Source organism: Rhizobium sp. 01T444 (assembly GCF_056398305.1).
The window spans coordinates 470752-486974 of the sequence record NZ_JBFTPD010000001.1 but is presented as its reverse complement, the minus strand read 5'-3'; the positions used below and the strand labels follow the sequence as shown (position 1 = coordinate 486974).

Here is a 16223-nt window from a genome sequence, read left to right as displayed (position 1 = left end):
CTCGTCGTTTCGTCATCGGCGCCTTGAAGGCACCGGTTCATTTACTTGGCGGGCATCGGTTCCACGTAGGCAAGCGCCGCATCGATGAGCCGCCGCCGCATGGCATCGTCGCCATAGACATCGGCGTTGGCGCGTACCCAGCCATGCATGATCCGCTCACCCGACAGCATCTGGATCACGCCCGGCAGAGCCAGTGCCCAATCGTCATTTCCCTTGCCGAGACGCAGCAACATGCCATCCTGACGCGCGCAGCAGAGCAGGTTGCCGTTGAGCATAAAGGCCCAGCCGCCGAACATGGATTTTTCGGTAAGCCCCGGTCGGTCGCCGAGTTCCTCGCGCATCAGTTCTTCCAGGCCGGGATCGCGCGCCATGGCTCAGGCCCTCATCTCCAGTGCATAGCGTGCTATCTCGATGCCCATCGCCTTTTCGACAGACGGATAGACGGTCGGATCGAGCACGCTGGCCGACAGCGGAATGATGTCCTTCGGCACGTGCAGGATAAACACATGCATGCCACCCTTGAGCTGCCCGACGGAGAGCGGCTCGCCCTCCTCGGAAAGCGTGGTGATGACGGCGGGGAAGGTTGCGACGCGCCTGCCGTCGGCATCGTCGACCGCCATATATTCGTTCATCACATGCAGGGTCACGGCCTTGTCACCGGCGCCGACCGTGATCGTGCCGATGTCGAAGGCCTCCTTGGTATAGACCACATCCTTCTCGGTGATTGTACCCTCGGCGAGGATATGGCCGCCCGTCGTCTTGCAGATCGCATCGATGATCGCCGATCCGCCTTTCTTTTCCGCTTCAATGATCGCTTCGCCGAGCTTCAGCGCCATCGAGACGCCGCCGAGCGCGGCATTCTTGCGGACATAGGAGGCGCGCAGCGGATTGCGGCAGCTGGCAATGAAGCCGCCGGACTGGTCGGCCGCCGCCCGCAGCACCGGCGAGATCTTCGCCGTCGCGCCTTTGACGACCAGTTCGATATAGCGGTTTTCAGCCCGGTTGCCGCCAACGGCGGTCTGGATCATCTGTTCCGGCGACCCTGCCATGCCGATCGATCCCATGTCGCCGGTCGGATGGGCGCGGATATCGCCGACGGCATCCACGACCTTGGTGCCGAGGATGGCCGAAGGCAGCCAGCCGTTCAGTGTCGAGGATTTGCCGTTCTGGCCGATGATGAGACCGGAGAGCTTTTCGCCGAGCGCCTCCTGCAGAAGCTGCACGGCTTTCACATAGTCGATGCCCTGCATTTCCCAGGGCGTGGTCGAGGCCGGTGCGCCGATAGCCGCGGCCGTCGCGATCCAGTCGTTGTCGCCGAGTTCCTCAATGGAGACGAGTTCGGGCTTGCCGACATTAACGGCGGCATAACCGAGCATGCGGCCGTGATCGGCCCAGCCACCACCGCCGGCGGCATAGACGGAACCGCCCTTGACGGCGGCTTCCACGTCCTTCTCAACCAGTATGCGTCCCATTATCCTTCTCCGTCGTAAGTGTCCTGTCCATCTCGCGCACCGCCTCGAAAAGCACGGCCGCCCCGAGCGCTATGTCGTCATTTTCAGCCCATTCATCCGGGGAGTGGCTGCGGCCTTCCCGGCAAGGCACGAAGATCATCGCAGCCGGCGCCACGCGGGCGATCCAGGCAGTATCGTGACCCGCACCCGAGGCCATGAAGCGGTGTTTGGCGCCGACAGTCTCGCAGGCCCGTTCCAGAGTCGAGAGCAGGCCCTTGTCGCTCGGTGTCGGAAAATTGTCGGAGATGCGGTTCGGGGGCGCGATCGTCACGCCAAAGGCCAGAGCGAGCTTTTCCGTATGGCCGTCCAGCCAGCGGCAGAAGGCTTCCATGTCGGCGCGGATTTCGGCCCGCCCGTCGATCAGCAACACGACACGCGACGGCACGACATTGGCGGCATTCGGCTCGATGCGAAATTCGCCGACGGTCGCTGCAAAATGGCCGGGCGTCTTGGCAAGCTCGCTTGCGGCATTGCGGATATCGAGCACGATTTGCGAAGCGGCAACCAGCGCATCTGCGCGCGAATCCATCGGCGTCGTGCCGGCATGGTCGGCCCGACCCTCGACGGTGATTTCGATGCGGGTGATGCCCGAGATCGCCGTGACGATGCCTATATCCTTGCGCTCGTTTTCAAGCACAGGACCTTGCTCGATATGCAGTTCCAGAAAACCGGCAATATCGGGCTTGTTCTCATGAGTAAGCACACCCGGCGATCCGCCGACCTCGGCAATCGCTTCGGCGAGATCGCGACCTTCGACTGTGCGAGAGAGCCATGCTTGCGGCAATTGGCCGGTCATGCCACGGCTGCCGATGCAGGAAACGCCGAAAATGCTGACCTCCTCGGCCAGGAAATCGACGATCTCCAGATCATGGTCGAGATGGATCTCCTGTTCGCGCAGCGCCCTCGCAACTTCGAGTGCCGCCGCAACACCGGCAATACCATCGAAGCGCCCACCGTCGGGGACAGTGTCGGAATGCGAGCCGAGCATGATGATGCCCGAGCCTGGCTTTGCGCCTTCGCGCCGGCCGATCAGATTACCTGATGGGTCGATGCGGGTATCGAGACCGATCGCCCGCATGCGTGCCTCAAGATAGGCGCGGCCTTCGAGGAAAAGCGGCGAAAAAGCCCGTCGTGTCCAGGGATGCCCCGGCTCGGTGATGGCGGAAAGGGCTTCGATATCGGCGGAGATCCGGCCGGGATTGACGGGCAGGTTGCGGCTCATGCCAGCACCTGTCGTGGAAGCGGGCGCACGAAGCGGCCGGCGCCGGGCTCGGCCAGAACCTTCGACCCCTCGGTGATCTTTTCGCCGCGCAGCCAGGCGGCAGAAATCGTCCACGGTAGGCGGATGCCGTTATAAGGGCTCCAACCGACGACATTGTTGCCGCTGGACGAGGCGTCGTAGACCATCTCTCTCGGCTCCAGCACGACGATGTCGGCATCCTTGCCCGGCGTCAATGCGCCCTTGATATGGTCGAGACGGAAGTGCTTCGCCGGATTTTCGGCCATAAGCGTCGCTGCCCAGGTCAGGGGAACGCCCCGTTCCAGCGCGCCCTTGACGAAAAGCGGCACCATGACTTCCAGACCCGGAACACCTGATGCATTCACCAGCATGTCGGGATTGGTCTTGCGGTTTTCCGACCAGCTCACGTGATCGGTCGACACCAGCCAGACATTGCCTTCGGCGACCTTGCGCCAGAGCGTCTCGACTTCGGCGCGCGGCCGCACCGGCGGATTGATCTTCGCCTTGCCGCCGAGCCGCTTCACATCGTTTTCTTCATCGAGCGTCAGATAGTGAATGCAGCATTCCACCGTCGCCGCAAAGCCGTCGCGGCGGTAGGCCCGCGCGATATCATAACCGCGTCCGAGCGAGCAATGCACGACATGGGACGGGCAGCCGGTATTGGCGCCGGTCTCGAAGATCGTGTGCATGGCAAGCAGCTCGGTGATCGGCGGGCGCGACAGGCCATGGGCGCGCCAGTCGGTAATGCCGCTTGCCTTCACCTGCTCCATATAGGTGCGGACAGCCTCGTCATCCTCGTTGTGCACGCCGGCCGTCAGCCCGGTCGGGGCAATGGCCGCAAAGCAGGCGTCGAGCAGGGCGGGCGGAATGCGCGGGAAACGTTTGGGGTCGGTGCCGAAGGTCGAGAACTTGAAGGCGGCAACGCCTGCCTCCACCATCTCGGCGATGCGGGCAGCACCTTCTTCGGGATCGACGGTACCGTAAAGTGCGAAATCGACCCGCGCCTGCGGGCCGGCATGATCGACCTTCTTCTTCACCGCAGCAGCCGAGCAGACGAGATTGCCCTCATCATAAGGCATGTCGACGATGGTGGTGATGCCGCCGGCAGCGGCCGAGCGAGTCGACCAGATGAAATCCTCCTGGTCCTTCTGGGAGAGCGAGTGGACCTGAGCATCGATGGCGCCCGGCAGGATCAGTGCCTTGCCGAGCATGTGCCGTTCTTTGGCCGCAGGCGGAACGCCGATACCGACTTCGGCGATCTTTCCGTCGTAAACGGCGACATACCCGCCCTCGACAATGCGCTCCGGCAGCACCACCGTGCCCTGCAGAACGAGATCGAAATCCATGCCGCGTCTCCCTCGATAGGTCGAAATTCAGATGATGGCCGGTTCCCGCGTCAGCCGTTCCTCGATGCGCTCGAGCGACCCAAGTGCAAAGAAATCGTCGAAGGAGGCAATCGGTACCTGCTCGATCAGCTTGGAGAGGAATGCATCCGAGCCGAGTTCCTCTTCGATCGCCTCGACCTCGGCCGAAAGCGGCCGGTCGACCGTATAGAAGGCCGCATGTTTGCGCACGACCTCATAGAGCATGCCAGCAACGCCCTTCGGCGTATCGCCGATAATATCGATCGCCTGTGCCGAAAGCAGGGCTTCCAGTGCGGCGAGACGCTTCAGCGCCCGCATCTGCCGGTCGAAGCGTTCGATGACGAGTGGCAGGAAGGCTGCCTCGTCCTCAAGGCCCGCCGCAACGACGAGCGATTGCGCCGAAACCGGGTTCGACATGGAGAGTACGCGCGAAAAGATTTCGCCCGCAAGCTTGATGATTGGTCCGAAGCCGGTGGCGATACGGCCCGGAGGCACGAGATTGACCGGCAGGCCGCGCCGCTGCCCGTTGCCGAGCAGGACACAGCGGTTGAAGGCGTTGCGCGCCGCATGCGCCATGCAGAGTGCCGCGGATTCCAGCAGGATGGTCACGTCGAGCGGCAGCGATCCGCCAGATGTCATCACCCGTCCCTCGACGACGACGGGATTGTCGTCGGAGCGGCCGGTGGCGGCGAGAATCTTATGGCCCGTCGAAAGCAGGTTCTCGATAACGGCACCAAAGACTTGGGCGATCATGCGGAGACTCAGCGCATCCTGCACATGGGTCGCGACCGGCCATTCCCATTCGTCAGAAGCATTGCACAGCCAGGCGCCGATCAGCGCCTCTCGCGCGGTGCCGACATGGCGCACGGCCCGCCAGGGATCGCGCGATGCTCCAAGCGCACCTGAGGCCATCATGCCGGTTGCCAGCAGCACACGGATTGATGCGGCGGCATTGCGTGTCGTTTCCGCGGCGGCGGCAAAACTGACGGCATTGACGCTGAGCGAGGCGAGGCTGTCGCGCGGCGCCATCCTCACCGGCTCCATGCCGGCGGCCTGGAAGGCTTCAGCGGCCTGCATGCGGTTGCCGCGATAGATCGCCTCGCCGACGCCCGTCAGCACTGCGCCGATCTGGCCCATCAGGCCGATATCGGCACAGCCGATCGAGCCGGTGCGGCGCACGACCGGAATGAGATCTGCCTTCAGCATGCGCATATAGGCGTCGATGAGATCGGGCGTGCAGCCGACCTGGCCGGTCAGGGCCGTGTTGACGCGCATCGCCATGGCATTGCGCACGACATTGCAGGAAAAAGGTGTGCCGGTGCCGAAGTGGTGGGCGCGCACCAGGCCGAGATTGAAGACCTCGAGATCTTCGGGCGACCATTCGACATCCTTCATGGCGCCCACGCCCGTGGTCGCGCCGTAAACCGGCATGCCGGATTCGATGGCATCCTCGACGATCGAACGCGCGATCTTCACGCGCTGCATACCGATCTCCGAGGCCGAAAGCGCAACCTTGCCGGAGCCGATCCTCATCATCTCGGCAAAGCTGAAGGGCTGGCCGCTCAGTTCGATTCCGGGGCGTTCATGCTTCATGTGCTCATCTCCATGGAGGCGAGACTAAGCGAGCCTCATGTCTGGCGGGATATCCCAAATGCCGAACACATCATGCTTTTGTTACTTCCCGATCAGCTCAGTATCCAGGCAATATAGAGAAGCGTGAGCGCAATGATCCAGAGGGCCGCTTTGGCCGAGCGGTTGTGGCGCGCTTCCGCCTTGCCGATGGCCTCGGCCGTCTGCTCATCGAAGCGCAATCCGTGTTCGCTCATATGCAGAAGCTGATGGTGGAATTTCTCTGTCTGGGCGGCGATTTCGGGCGCGGTTTCGGCGAGCTTCACGGCAGCCTTAAGCCCGTCCTTGAGATCGGTGACAATGCGCTTGGGCCCGAGATTGTTCTTGATCCAGTCGCCGACGACCGGCTCGGACGCCTTCCACATGTTGAAGCGCGGATTGAGCATGCGCGAGACACCTTCGACGACGACCATCGTCTTCTGCAGCATGACGAGCTCGGGCCGTGTCTGCATGTCGAAGAGTTCGGTGACCTCGAAAAGCAGCGTCAGCAGCTTGCCCATCGAGATCGTCTCGGCCGGCTGGCCGTGGATCGGCTCGCCGATCGCCCGGATCGCCTGGGCAAAACTCTCGACATTGTGGTGGCCGGGCACATAGCCCGCCTCAAAATGCACTTCCGCCACCCGGATATAGTCGCGGGTGATGAAGCCGTAGAGGATTTCGGCAAGGAAGCGGCGCTCCTTCTTCCCGAGACGCCCGACAATGCCCATGTCGACAGCGACGATCATACCGTCGGAATCGACGAAGAGGTTGCCCGGATGCATGTCGGCATGGAAGAAGCCATCGCGCAGTGTATGGCGCAGGAATGATTGGATCAGCGTGTCCGCAAGCTCATTGAGATCGTGGCCGGCAGCCCGCAGCCCTTCGACATCGGACATTTTGACGCCGTCGATCCACTCCATGGTGATGACGTCGCGGCCGGTGCGCTCCCAGTCAACCTTCGGCACGCGGAAGCCAGGATCCTTTTCGGTATTCTCGGCAATCTCAGAAAGGGCAGCCGCCTCAAGGCGCAGGTCCATCTCTACCTTGGTGGTCTGTTCCAGGGTTTTCGTCACCTCGACCGGCCGCAGGCGTCGGCTGGCCGGCATGAAGCGTTCCTGCATATGGGCGACGAGATACATCGCCTCGATATCATGGGCAAACCGCGCCCGGACACCGGGCCGCACGACCTTTACGGCGACCTTCTTGGGTCCTGTCGGCGTATCGACCTCGGCTGGATGCACCTGCGCAATGGAGGCCGCTGCAATCGGATCGCCGAAGCTCGCGTAGAGATCAGTGATCGATCGCCCGAGCGAGCCTTCGATATTGGCCTTGGCGGCTGCCGCCGGGAAAAAGGCCATCCGGTCCTGAAGCTGTGACAGGTCGTCGGCAAACTCGACGCCGACGACATCAGGGCGCGTCGCAAGGAACTGGCCGATCTTCACATAGGATGGACCAAGCCGCTCGACGGCCTGCGCCAGCCGGTCGCTGCGCTTCTGATACTTGCTGCGATTGCGCGCAAACATGCCGACAAAGGATTTTGCCAGGCTCACGGATGGCGGCAGGCCTTCCGAAGGCAGCGCCGAAATGACGCCTTCACGCACCAGAATCCAGCCGACCCTTACGAGCCTGAAATATGCCCCGAAAGCACTCATGCGGATCAGAGCTTCCAGCCGGAATGCAGCGCTGCTATGCCGCCGGTATAATTGGTATAGGTCACGCGCGAGAAGCCGGCGGTGCGGATCATCGCCGCGAAATTCTCCTGGTTCGGGAACTTGCGGATCGATTCCACGAGATACTGGTAAGGCTCGGCATCACCGGTGATCGCCTTGCCGAACTTCGGAATGGCATTGAAGGACCAGGCCTCATAGACCTTGTCGAGAAGCGGCAGTTCCACTTCCGAAAATTCGAGCACCAACAGACGGCCGCCGCGTTTCAAGACGCGATAGGCTTCCGAGAGCGCCACTTCGATCCGCGGCACGTTGCGGATGCCGAAGGCGATCGTATAGGCATCGAAGCTGTTTGCCTCGAAAGGAAGGTCCTCGGCATTGGCTTCCACGAAGGTAAGGTTGTCCGAAAGCTTCTTCTTTTCCGCCCGCTCGGCGCCGACGCCAAGCATCGAGCCGTTGATGTCGAGCACGGTCGCATGTGCCTGGCGGTTCGAGGCTTCAACGATGCGGAAGGCGATGTCGCCAGTGCCACCGGCCACGTCGAGCACCTTGTAGCCCGGCTCCTTGCGAGGGTTCAGCGCCGTAATCATCGCATCCTTCCAGGCGCGATGCATGCCCATGGACATGACGTCGTTCATGATGTCGTAGCGTTTGGCGACCTTGTGGAAGACCTCGTTGACGAGGCCCTGCTTTTCACCGGTCGGCACTTCGCGGAAGCCGTAGGACGTTTCCATGCCGCCATCGGCGGAGGTCCGGCTGTCTGACATCAAGCTACTCCGTTCACATCAAGAATTCGGCGCGGCGACCATAGCGAAAGCGTGGCTGCGGCGCTATCTGTGGGCCACGGTCCGCCCGCGGCACGTTGGCGCTATAGCGCACATCGCGGGCGGTTGAAACACGTTAGATATAGATGGGTTAAGATGCCGGAATTGCCAGAAGTCGAAACCGTGAAGCGTGGCCTGACGCCGGCAATGGAAGGCGCGCGCATTCAGAGGCTGGAATTGCGCCGCGGCGACCTGCGGTTTCCCTTTCCTCAGGATTTCGAGCAGCAGGTGTCCGGCCGCAAGATCATCGGCCTCGGACGGCGCGCCAAGTACCTGCTCATTGATCTCGACAGCGGCAAGACGATCATTTCCCATCTCGGCATGTCCGGCTCCTTCCGGATCGAACAGGGGCCACTGACTGCCACGCCGGGCGATTTTCACCACGAGCGCTCCAAGGACGAGAAACACGATCACGCCATCTTCCATCTGGACGGCGAGGGTGGCCCGCGCCGCGTTATCTACAATGACCCGCGCCGCTTCGGCTTCATGGATATTGCCGACCGTTCCGAGCTCGATGCCAACCCTTTCCTGTTCGGCCTGGGGCCGGAGCCGACCGGCAACGAACTGTCAGCCGCCTATCTGGCCGAGCGTTTCGACGGCAAGACCCAGCCACTAAAGAGCGCGCTCCTGGATCAGAAGACCATCGCCGGGCTCGGCAATATATATGTCTGCGAGGCATTGTGGCGGGCGCATCTGTCGCCCGTGCGCGCTGCCGGCACGCTGGTGACGAAGACGGGCAAGCCGAAGCAGGCGCTGAACCTGCTTGTGACCTCCATCCGCGATGTCATCGCCGATGCGATCGCCGCCGGCGGATCGTCGCTGCGCGACCATATCCAGACGGATGGCTCGCTCGGCTACTTCCAGCATTCCTTTTCCGTCTATGATCGCGAAGGTCTAGCTTGCCGCACGCCGGGCTGTGGCGGTACGGTCTCGCGCATCGTGCAGGCTGGCCGTTCCACCTTCTATTGCGCCACCTGCCAGAAATAGGAGAGCGCCATGGCCTATGAAACTCTTGTTGTCGAAACCCGCGGCAATGTCGGCCTGATCACACTGAACCGGCCGCAGGCGCTGAACGCCTTGAATTCGACCGTGCTCAAGGAATTGAAATTGGCCTATGCGGCCTTTCATGCGGATGATGCCATCGGCGCGATCGTGCTGACCGGTTCCGAGCGAGCCTTTGCCGCGGGCGCCGATATCAAGGAAATGCAGCCGCTCGATTTCGCCGAAGTCTATAAGAGCGATTTCATCAGCGGCTGGGACGAGATCGCCAAGGCCCGCAAGCCGATCATCGCCGCCGTCAGCGGCTTTGCGCTCGGTGGTGGGTGCGAGCTTGCCATGCTCTGCGACTTCATCATTGCTTCCGAGACTGCAAAGTTCGGCCAGCCGGAGATCACACTCGGCGTCATTCCTGGCATCGGCGGCTCGCAGCGCCTGACGCGGGCGGTTGGCAAGGCCAAGGCGATGGACCTGATCCTGACCGGCCGGATGATGGATGCGGCGGAAGCCGAGCGCGCGGGACTCGTTTCGCGTGTGGTGGCCCCTGAGCGGCTTCTGGACGAAGCGATGGAGGCCGCTACCAGGATCGCATCGCTGTCGCGCCCCTCGGTGCTGATGGCCAAGGAGGCGGTCAGCCGCGCCTTCGAGACGACGCTGGAAGAGGGCCTGCGTTTCGAGCGCCGTCTGTTCCAGAGCCTCTTTGCGACCGAGGACCAGAAAGAGGGCATGGCCGCCTTCATCGAGAAGCGCAAACCGGCCTTCAAGAACAGGTGAGCGGACGGCGGCGGGAAAGGGGCTTTTCCTTGAAAATGCGCGTTGACGTGGCGCGGCTTTAGCGTTATATGCCCGCCCACGGTTCGGAAAGCCGCTCAGGTTTTCCGCTAATGCTCCCGCATTGCTGAATTGAGTGGCCGCAGGGCCAGCGCGGCAATGGCGGAGTTTTGTTCGAATTCTTGAGAGAGGCATCCATGGCCAATACAACTTCGGCGAAAAAGGCGACCCGCAAGATCGCACGCCGCACCGCAGTCAACAAGGCTCGCCGTTCGCGCGTTCGCACCTACGTTCGCCAGGTCGAAGAGGCACTCGCCGCTGGTGATGCCGCCAAGGCAAAGGAAGCCTTCATCGCCGCTGAGCCCGAGCTGGCGCGCGCCGCAAGCAAGGGCGTCGTGCATGCCAACACGGCATCCCGCAAGGTCTCGCGCCTCGCTGCTCGTGTGAAGGCGCTTTCGGCTTCTGCGAACGCCTAAATATCTCATTAACGAATTGCTCGTTATGATTAGCCCGGTAATTTTACCGGGCTTTTTCGATTCCGCCGCCCGCCGTGGGTATGGTTAATCCTGCGACGATTTCGTGTCAGGGGCATGACAGGAAAAATTGTTTTAAAACAATAGTTTACGCAAGGATCTTTTTAAGGCTTGCGACTCTGGTCACGCAACCCGTGGCCTCAAATGAGTCAAGAAGATTTTTTCTTTTTTCTTTTTATGCGTGTCCAAAATAACCCGGTCGGGGAATCTCCTTGATTCAAAAGCGATTCTTTTTTGACGTTGGTGTGACGCCCTAAAGGCCCCGCCGGAGTCAATGGCCGCGTCTTAATTTTGCGTAAAATTCATCGTTGATCTTGCCTTTTGATCCTGCCTAAATGGCGTCCAGCAAAGGGCGCGGACATCACCTGCAGAAGTCAGTCCAAACTGCCAAGTCGGCAGGATGATGGCTCTGTGTCATTTGCAACGGAGCGGACAGCTTCCGTTTTCTCACGCACTCGACGGCATTGTACCGTGACGTGGCTGTCACGGGACGGGGACGTTTTGTGCGCTCCGCGGCCACACGTTTTGCGTGAGGCCAGGAGAAGGGCAGGGGAAAGTGTAGCATTGCGTTCGGGCTTGCGGGCGAAAAACGAGGATCGGCCGCCAGCCTGACATAGAGGCCTTGAGACGGTTGTCGCATGATCGCGACCACCGCAGGGTTTCTTTGTCAGTCCCAAAAGGGACAGTGTTTGAGTGAACCGGCATGCGAGAGCGGCTCATGAAGATGCCGCCGGCTTTGTCAAAGCGGGGAATGATCGGGCGGCTGTCAACGAATGACCGCCCGAGGAAATGAAAGGCGGCATTATGCAGATGAATTCGATGACGACGGGTGCACTGGATAACGGGGAAGCTGCACAGCAGTCTTTCGGTTCCATTCACCTGAGCGCAACGGAAGAAAAGGGCGAGATGAAGCATGGTGTTCTCTTCGAACGCGTCAGCGCGCGTCTGAAGGCACAAGTCGGTCCTGACGTCTATGCAAGTTGGTTTGCACGGCTCAAGCTTCATTCGGTTTCCAAGAGTGTCGTCCGTCTCACCGTTCCCACGACCTTTCTGAAGTCGTGGATCAACAACCGGTATCTCGATCTCATTGTCGGCCTGTTCCAGGCTGAAGACCCCGAAATCCTGAAAGTCGAGATCCTTGTGCGCACGGCAACGCGCGCCGGCACGAAGGCGCTGGACGATGCAGTCTCCGTCGAGCCGGTCACCCAACCCACCCAGCTTCGCCGCCCGGCATCTGCCCAGCCGGCGGGGCAGATCGTCCAGCAGGCTGTTTCGGCCGCCGCTGCGGCGCGCCCGGCAAGTGTCGGTTCGCCGCTCTTTGGCTCGCCGCTGGATTCCCGCTTCACCTTCGACACTTTCGTTGAGGGCAGCTCCAACCGCGTGGCGCTCGCCGCCGCAAAGACCATTGCGGAAGCAGGTCAGGGCGCCGTGCGCTTCAACCCGCTCTTCGTCCATGCGACCGTCGGCCTCGGCAAGACCCATCTGCTGCAGGCGATCGCCAATGCCGCGGTGCAGAACCCGCGTGGCCTGCGCGTCGTCTATCTGACGGCCGAATATTTCATGTGGCGTTTCGCGACAGCGATCCGCGACAATGACGCGCTGACGCTGAAGGACTCGCTGCGCAACATCGACCTTCTGATCATCGACGACATGCAGTTCCTGCAGGGCAAGATGATCCAGCACGAATTCTGCCACCTGCTGAACATGCTGCTCGACAGCGCCAAGCAGGTCGTCGTCGCGGCCGACCGAGCGCCGTGGGAACTGGAATCGCTCGATCCGCGCGTCCGTTCGCGTCTGCAGGGCGGCGTTGCGATCGAACTCGATGGTCCCGACTATGAGATGCGTCTCGAAATCTTGAAGCGCCGCCTTGCTGCTGCCCGCTTGGAAGATCCGTCACTGGAGATCCCGGCCGAGCTGATGCAGCATGTGGCCCGCAACATCACGGCAAGCGGTCGCGAACTGGAAGGCGCTTTCAACCAGTTGGTCTTCCGCCGCTCCTTCGAGCCGAACCTCTCGATCGAGCGCGTGGATGAGCTGCTGGCCCATCTCGTCGGTTCCGGCGAGCCGCGTCGTGTGCGTATCGAGGATATCCAGCGTATCGTCGCGCGTCACTACAATGTCTCGCGTCAGGAACTGGTCTCGAACCGCCGCACGCGCGTCATCGTCAAGCCGCGCCAGATCGCCATGTATCTGTCGAAGACGCTGACGCCGCGCTCCTTTCCGGAGATCGGCCGCCGCTTCGGCGGACGCGATCACACAACGGTTCTGCACGCCGTGCGCAAGATCGAGGAACTGATCTCGGGAGACACGAAGCTGTCGCATGAGATCGAGCTTTTGAAGCGCCTCATCAACGAATAAGCAGTGCACATCCACCGCGTTTCAGCAGCCGGGAGCAATCCCGGCTGTTTTCTTTTATAAGCTTTTTATTCTATACAGCCCCCACGTGAGAAAAATGCGCCGGTGAAGAACGTCGGCGTTCGGGAGGACATCAATGAGTTTTGAACGGATTGCCGTGATCGGCCTCGGCAAGGTCGGACGGCTGGCGGCGACGCTTTTGCATGAGGGCGGCTTCGAGGTCATCGGCGTCGATGCACAACTGCCCGTGGGCGACCTGCCCTTCAAATGCCGGGCCGGCGATATCACGGATACCTCTGTCATCGGCGAGCTGCTGTCGAGCGTCGAGGCGGTGCTGTCCTGCCTGCCCTATCATTTGAATATCGAGTTGGCGCGGGCGGCCCATCTCGCCGGCATCCATTATTTCGATCTGACCGAGGATGTGCCGACCACCAATTTCATCATCGAGCTTTCCAAGACCGCCCGCGGGCTGATGGCGCCGCAATGCGGTTTGGCGCCTGGCTTCGTCGGCATCGTCGGTGCAAGCCTTGCCGATGGTTTTGACCGCTGCCGCTCGATCCGCATGCGCGTCGGCGCTCTGCCACAGCATCCGACCGGGCTTCTGGGCTATGCCTTCAACTGGTCGCCGGAAGGTGTGGTCAATGAATATCTGAACGATTGCGAGGTCATCGAGGGGGGGGTTCGTAAGCTCGTCTCGCCGATGGAATGGCACGAAACGATCTATGTCGGCGGCGTCAAGCTGGAGGCCTTTACGACCTCGGGCGGCCTCGGCACCATGTGCGACACCATGCTCGGCAAGGTCGATAATCTCGATTACAAGACGATGCGTTATCCCGGCCACATGGAGCTGATGAATTTCTTCTTCCATGAGCTTCTGATGCGTGACAAACGCCAGCTCGCCGGCGAAATCCTGACCAACGCCAAGCCGCCGGTCGATGATGATGTCGTCTATGTGCATGTCGCGGCCGAAGGCACGATCAACGGCTCCTTGCGCCGGAAGGAGTTTGTCCGCGCCTATTATCCGATCGAGATTGCCGGCGCTCGGCGTACGGCAATCGCCTGGACGACGTCTGCCTCGGTGGTTGCTGTCATCGAAATGGTCCGCGACAGCCTGCTGCCCGCCAATGGCTTCCTGCATCAGGAGCACATTCCACTGGACATGTTCTTGAAGACACCGACGGGCAGCCTGTTCAAGGCGGGTGCTACGAGCAGGGATTAGAGCAATTCCAGCAAAAGTGTGCAGCGGTTTTGCGTCCGGAATTGCGTTAGAACAAAAAGATAGAGCCTTTCCGTATTTCGAAGAAAAACGGAAAGGCTCTAAGTTTTAGCCTCCGAAAGCAGCCAGCGCCGGAAGGCCGCGACCGCCGGCCGTTCCAGCGCTGTGCCCGGATAGACGAGATGGTAGGCAAGTTTGCTTGTCAGCCCCAGCGGAAACGGAGCGATGAGCCGGCCTTCGGCAAGTTCCTTCTCGATGAAGGAACGGCGCATCAGCGCCACGCCGAAACCTGATTTCATCGCCTCGAAGGCGCCGTTGCCATCACTGAAGATCGGGCCACGGGAGGCATCCACCTTGGTGGCGCCCGCTGCGGCCAGCCAGAGCTGCCAGTCGCGGCGGTAGACGTCATGGATGAGCTGATATCCTGCGAGCAGATCAGGCGAAGGATCGGCGCCAAGGGTCGCCGCAAGCGCCGGCGTGCAGATCGGCACCAGTTCGTCATCCACCAGCCGCTCGCTGATCAATCCCTCATAACCGCCAAGCCCGTGGCGGATGGCGAGATCGATCCCATCGCGCTCGAAATCGAACATGCGATGGGAGGCGCTGATGCGCACATCGATATCAGGATGCATGTCCTCGAACCGCTGAAGCCGTGGCAGTAGCCAGTGCGTTGCAAAACCTGCCGTACAGGTGAGCGCCAGCGCATTGCCGCGCCGCCGTGCGGTCAGCGATGCCGTCGCCTCGCGTACGAGTTGGAAGGCGGTGCGCAGTGTCGCGAAATAGTCCCGGCCTTCGGCCGTCAGCAGAATCTGCCGGGTTCGCCGCTCGAACAGCGACACGCCAAGCGAGGCTTCGAGATCGCGGATCTGCAGGCTGACGGCGCCTGGCGTGACGTGCAATTCGTGCGCCGCCTGCGTCATGCTCAGATGACGCGCCGTCGCCTCAAAGGCGCGCAGCGCCGACAGTGAGGGCAGAGGATCAATCATGCATTAGCTCAACTCAATCATGCGGCCAGAAATGCTCGTTTGTCAGATGCAGGGAATACTAATAAAAACTGATACATCTGGCAAATCGATACGGGTGAGCTGGAAATGACACTTTAGCAAAAATCGACAAAGGAGACTGTCATGTCCATTCAGAAGTCCATGGGAGCTGCAGAATGGGCCATGTTGATCGTGCTGTCGCTTCTCTGGGGCGGCTCCTTCTTCTTCAACGGCATTCTCGTAAAGGCGCTGCCACCTTTCACCATCGTGACCGGGCGCGTGCTGCTTGCCGCTATCGCACTCAATCTGATCGTGCGCGCCATGGGCCACACCATGCCGCGCGACAGGCAGAGCTGGATCGCTTTCTTCGGCATGGGACTTCTGAACAATATGATTCCCTTCTGCCTGATCGTCTGGGGCCAGACACATATTGCGAGCGGTCTCGCCTCGATCCTCAACGCCACGACGCCGCTCTTTGCCGTGGTCGTTGCCCATGTGCTGACGGCGGATGAAAAGCTGACGGCAAACCGTCTCGTCGGCGTGGTCGTCGGGTTTGCCGGCGTGGCCTATATGATCGGTTTTGACGCCTTGAAGGATCTCGGATCGAACGTGCTTGCCCAGCTCGCGGTCCTCGGTGCGGCCTTCTCCTATTCGCTGGCCGGCATCTGGGGACGGCGATTCCGCCGGATGGGCCTTGCGCCACTCATTCCGGCCGCCGGACAGGTGACTGCTTCCACCGTGCTGATGCTGCCGATCGCGCTGATTGTTGACCAGCCCTGGACGCTCGCCATGCCCTCCGCCGAAACTTGGCTGGCGCTATCAGGCCTTGCGATCCTCTCGACTGCCGTGGCCTATGTGCTCTTCTTCCGCATCCTGGCGGCGGCGGGCGCTACGAATCTGATGCTTGTGACCTTTCTGATCCCCGTCAGCGCGATCCTGCTTGGCGCTGCAGCACTCGGCGAGCAACTGCAGTTCAAGCATCTGATCGGCATGGCCTTAATCGCGGTCGGCCTTGCGGCGATCGATGGAAGGCTCGTCAATTTCAGAAAGAGGCGCGCTGCTTGACGCGGCTTAGAGAATTCCAGCAAAAGTGCGCTGCGGTTTTTCGCCCGGAATTGTGTAAAAACAAAGAGATAGAGCATTCCTGTTTCGAAG

14 protein-coding genes are annotated in these 16223 nt (G+C 61.2%); 6 read left to right on the top strand and 8 right to left on the bottom strand.

What is annotated here, in order from left to right; translation table 11 throughout:
- Nucleotides 1–41 precede the first annotated feature (41 nt).
- The 7 genes from AC1DTN_RS02350 to ubiE all read right to left on the bottom strand — a co-directional run bounded on the left by AC1DTN_RS02350 (nucleotide 42) and on the right by ubiE (nucleotide 8157).
- Nucleotides 42–371, bottom strand: a complete 330-nt coding sequence (locus AC1DTN_RS02350) for a TfoX/Sxy family protein (protein ID WP_113324743.1) — start codon at nucleotides 369–371, stop codon at nucleotides 42–44.
- A gap of 3 nt (nucleotides 372–374) precedes the next feature.
- On the bottom strand, nucleotides 375–1472 hold the full coding sequence (locus tag AC1DTN_RS02345) for a DUF917 domain-containing protein (RefSeq protein ID WP_477919832.1): 1098 nt from the start codon (nucleotides 1470–1472) through the stop codon (nucleotides 375–377).
- Entirely contained in the window at nucleotides 1453–2733 is a 1281-nt protein-coding gene (locus AC1DTN_RS02340; protein ID WP_477919831.1) for a Zn-dependent hydrolase, read from the bottom strand. The genes AC1DTN_RS02345 and AC1DTN_RS02340 overlap by 20 nt, the downstream gene beginning before the upstream one ends.
- A complete protein-coding gene (locus tag AC1DTN_RS02335) occupies nucleotides 2730–4097 on the bottom strand; it encodes a dihydroorotase (RefSeq protein ID WP_477919829.1) in 1368 nt (455 codons plus the stop codon). Before AC1DTN_RS02335 ends, AC1DTN_RS02340 begins: the two co-directional genes overlap by 4 nt.
- Before the next feature lie 27 nt (nucleotides 4098–4124).
- Entirely contained in the window at nucleotides 4125–5708 is a 1584-nt protein-coding gene (locus tag AC1DTN_RS02330; RefSeq protein WP_113182162.1) for an aromatic amino acid lyase, read from the bottom strand.
- Between the two features lie 92 nt (nucleotides 5709–5800).
- Nucleotides 5801–7375: a 2-polyprenylphenol 6-hydroxylase gene (gene ubiB, locus AC1DTN_RS02325; protein ID WP_477919828.1), complete on the bottom strand. Its 1575-nt coding sequence runs from the start codon at nucleotides 7373–7375 to the stop codon at nucleotides 5801–5803.
- A gap of 5 nt (nucleotides 7376–7380) precedes the next feature.
- Complete coding sequence (gene ubiE, locus AC1DTN_RS02320; RefSeq protein ID WP_439017165.1) at nucleotides 7381–8157, bottom strand: bifunctional demethylmenaquinone methyltransferase/2-methoxy-6-polyprenyl-1,4-benzoquinol methylase UbiE; 777 nt, start codon at nucleotides 8155–8157, stop codon at nucleotides 7381–7383.
- 153 nt (nucleotides 8158–8310) lie between these two features.
- Between ubiE and mutM the strand changes: the two genes are divergently transcribed.
- From mutM to AC1DTN_RS02295, 5 genes are all read left to right on the top strand, one after another.
- On the top strand, nucleotides 8311–9201 hold the full coding sequence (gene mutM / locus AC1DTN_RS02315) for a bifunctional DNA-formamidopyrimidine glycosylase/DNA-(apurinic or apyrimidinic site) lyase (RefSeq protein WP_477919827.1): 891 nt from the start codon (nucleotides 8311–8313) through the stop codon (nucleotides 9199–9201).
- A 9-nt stretch (nucleotides 9202–9210) separates the two neighbouring features.
- Nucleotides 9211–9984 carry an enoyl-CoA hydratase gene (locus AC1DTN_RS02310; protein ID WP_310379491.1) on the top strand — a complete coding sequence of 258 codons (774 nt, stop codon included), beginning with the start codon at nucleotides 9211–9213 and terminating at the stop codon, nucleotides 9982–9984.
- A 194-nt stretch (nucleotides 9985–10178) separates the two neighbouring features.
- On the top strand, nucleotides 10179–10457 hold the full coding sequence (gene rpsT / locus AC1DTN_RS02305; protein WP_113324735.1) for a 30S ribosomal protein S20: 279 nt from the start codon (nucleotides 10179–10181) through the stop codon (nucleotides 10455–10457).
- Between the two features lie 861 nt (nucleotides 10458–11318).
- Nucleotides 11319–12872 (top strand): chromosomal replication initiator protein DnaA, encoded by a 1554-nt coding sequence (gene dnaA, locus AC1DTN_RS02300; RefSeq protein WP_113324749.1) that lies wholly within the window; start codon nucleotides 11319–11321, stop codon nucleotides 12870–12872.
- A 133-nt stretch (nucleotides 12873–13005) separates the two neighbouring features.
- Entirely contained in the window at nucleotides 13006–14088 is a 1083-nt protein-coding gene (locus AC1DTN_RS02295; RefSeq protein WP_477919826.1) for a saccharopine dehydrogenase family protein, read from the top strand.
- 98 nt (nucleotides 14089–14186) lie between these two features.
- Here the strand turns inward: AC1DTN_RS02295 and gcvA are convergent, their stop codons facing one another.
- Nucleotides 14187–15071, bottom strand: a complete 885-nt coding sequence (gcvA, locus tag AC1DTN_RS02290) for a transcriptional regulator GcvA (protein ID WP_477919825.1) — start codon at nucleotides 15069–15071, stop codon at nucleotides 14187–14189.
- A gap of 141 nt (nucleotides 15072–15212) precedes the next feature.
- Between gcvA and AC1DTN_RS02285 the strand changes: the two genes are divergently transcribed.
- On the top strand, nucleotides 15213–16133 hold the full coding sequence (locus AC1DTN_RS02285; protein ID WP_477919823.1) for a DMT family transporter: 921 nt from the start codon (nucleotides 15213–15215) through the stop codon (nucleotides 16131–16133).
- The last annotated feature ends 90 nt before the right edge of the window (nucleotides 16134–16223 follow it).

Coding starts and splice junctions, on each gene's coding strand:
- AC1DTN_RS02335 (WP_477919829.1), bottom strand. CDS start 4,097: ATGGATTTCGATCTCGTTCTGCAGGGCACGGTGGTGCTGCCGGAGCGC.
- AC1DTN_RS02345 (WP_477919832.1), bottom strand. CDS start 1,472: ATGGGACGCATACTGGTTGAGAAGGACGTGGAAGCCGCCGTCAAGGGC.
- AC1DTN_RS02330 (WP_113182162.1), bottom strand. CDS start 5,708: ATGAAGCATGAACGCCCCGGAATCGAACTGAGCGGCCAGCCCTTCAGC.
- dnaA (WP_113324749.1), top strand. CDS start 11,319: ATGCAGATGAATTCGATGACGACGGGTGCACTGGATAACGGGGAAGCT.
- mutM (WP_477919827.1), top strand. CDS start 8,311: ATGCCGGAATTGCCAGAAGTCGAAACCGTGAAGCGTGGCCTGACGCCG.
- AC1DTN_RS02340 (WP_477919831.1), bottom strand. CDS start 2,733: ATGAGCCGCAACCTGCCCGTCAATCCCGGCCGGATCTCCGCCGATATC.
- ubiB (WP_477919828.1), bottom strand. CDS start 7,375: ATGAGTGCTTTCGGGGCATATTTCAGGCTCGTAAGGGTCGGCTGGATT.
- ubiE (WP_439017165.1), bottom strand. CDS start 8,157: ATGTCAGACAGCCGGACCTCCGCCGATGGCGGCATGGAAACGTCCTAC.
- AC1DTN_RS02285 (WP_477919823.1), top strand. CDS start 15,213: ATGTCCATTCAGAAGTCCATGGGAGCTGCAGAATGGGCCATGTTGATC.
- AC1DTN_RS02295 (WP_477919826.1), top strand. CDS start 13,006: ATGAGTTTTGAACGGATTGCCGTGATCGGCCTCGGCAAGGTCGGACGG.
- AC1DTN_RS02350 (WP_113324743.1), bottom strand. CDS start 371: ATGGCGCGCGATCCCGGCCTGGAAGAACTGATGCGCGAGGAACTCGGC.
- AC1DTN_RS02310 (WP_310379491.1), top strand. CDS start 9,211: ATGGCCTATGAAACTCTTGTTGTCGAAACCCGCGGCAATGTCGGCCTG.
- rpsT (WP_113324735.1), top strand. CDS start 10,179: ATGGCCAATACAACTTCGGCGAAAAAGGCGACCCGCAAGATCGCACGC.
- gcvA (WP_477919825.1), bottom strand. CDS start 15,071: ATGATTGATCCTCTGCCCTCACTGTCGGCGCTGCGCGCCTTTGAGGCG.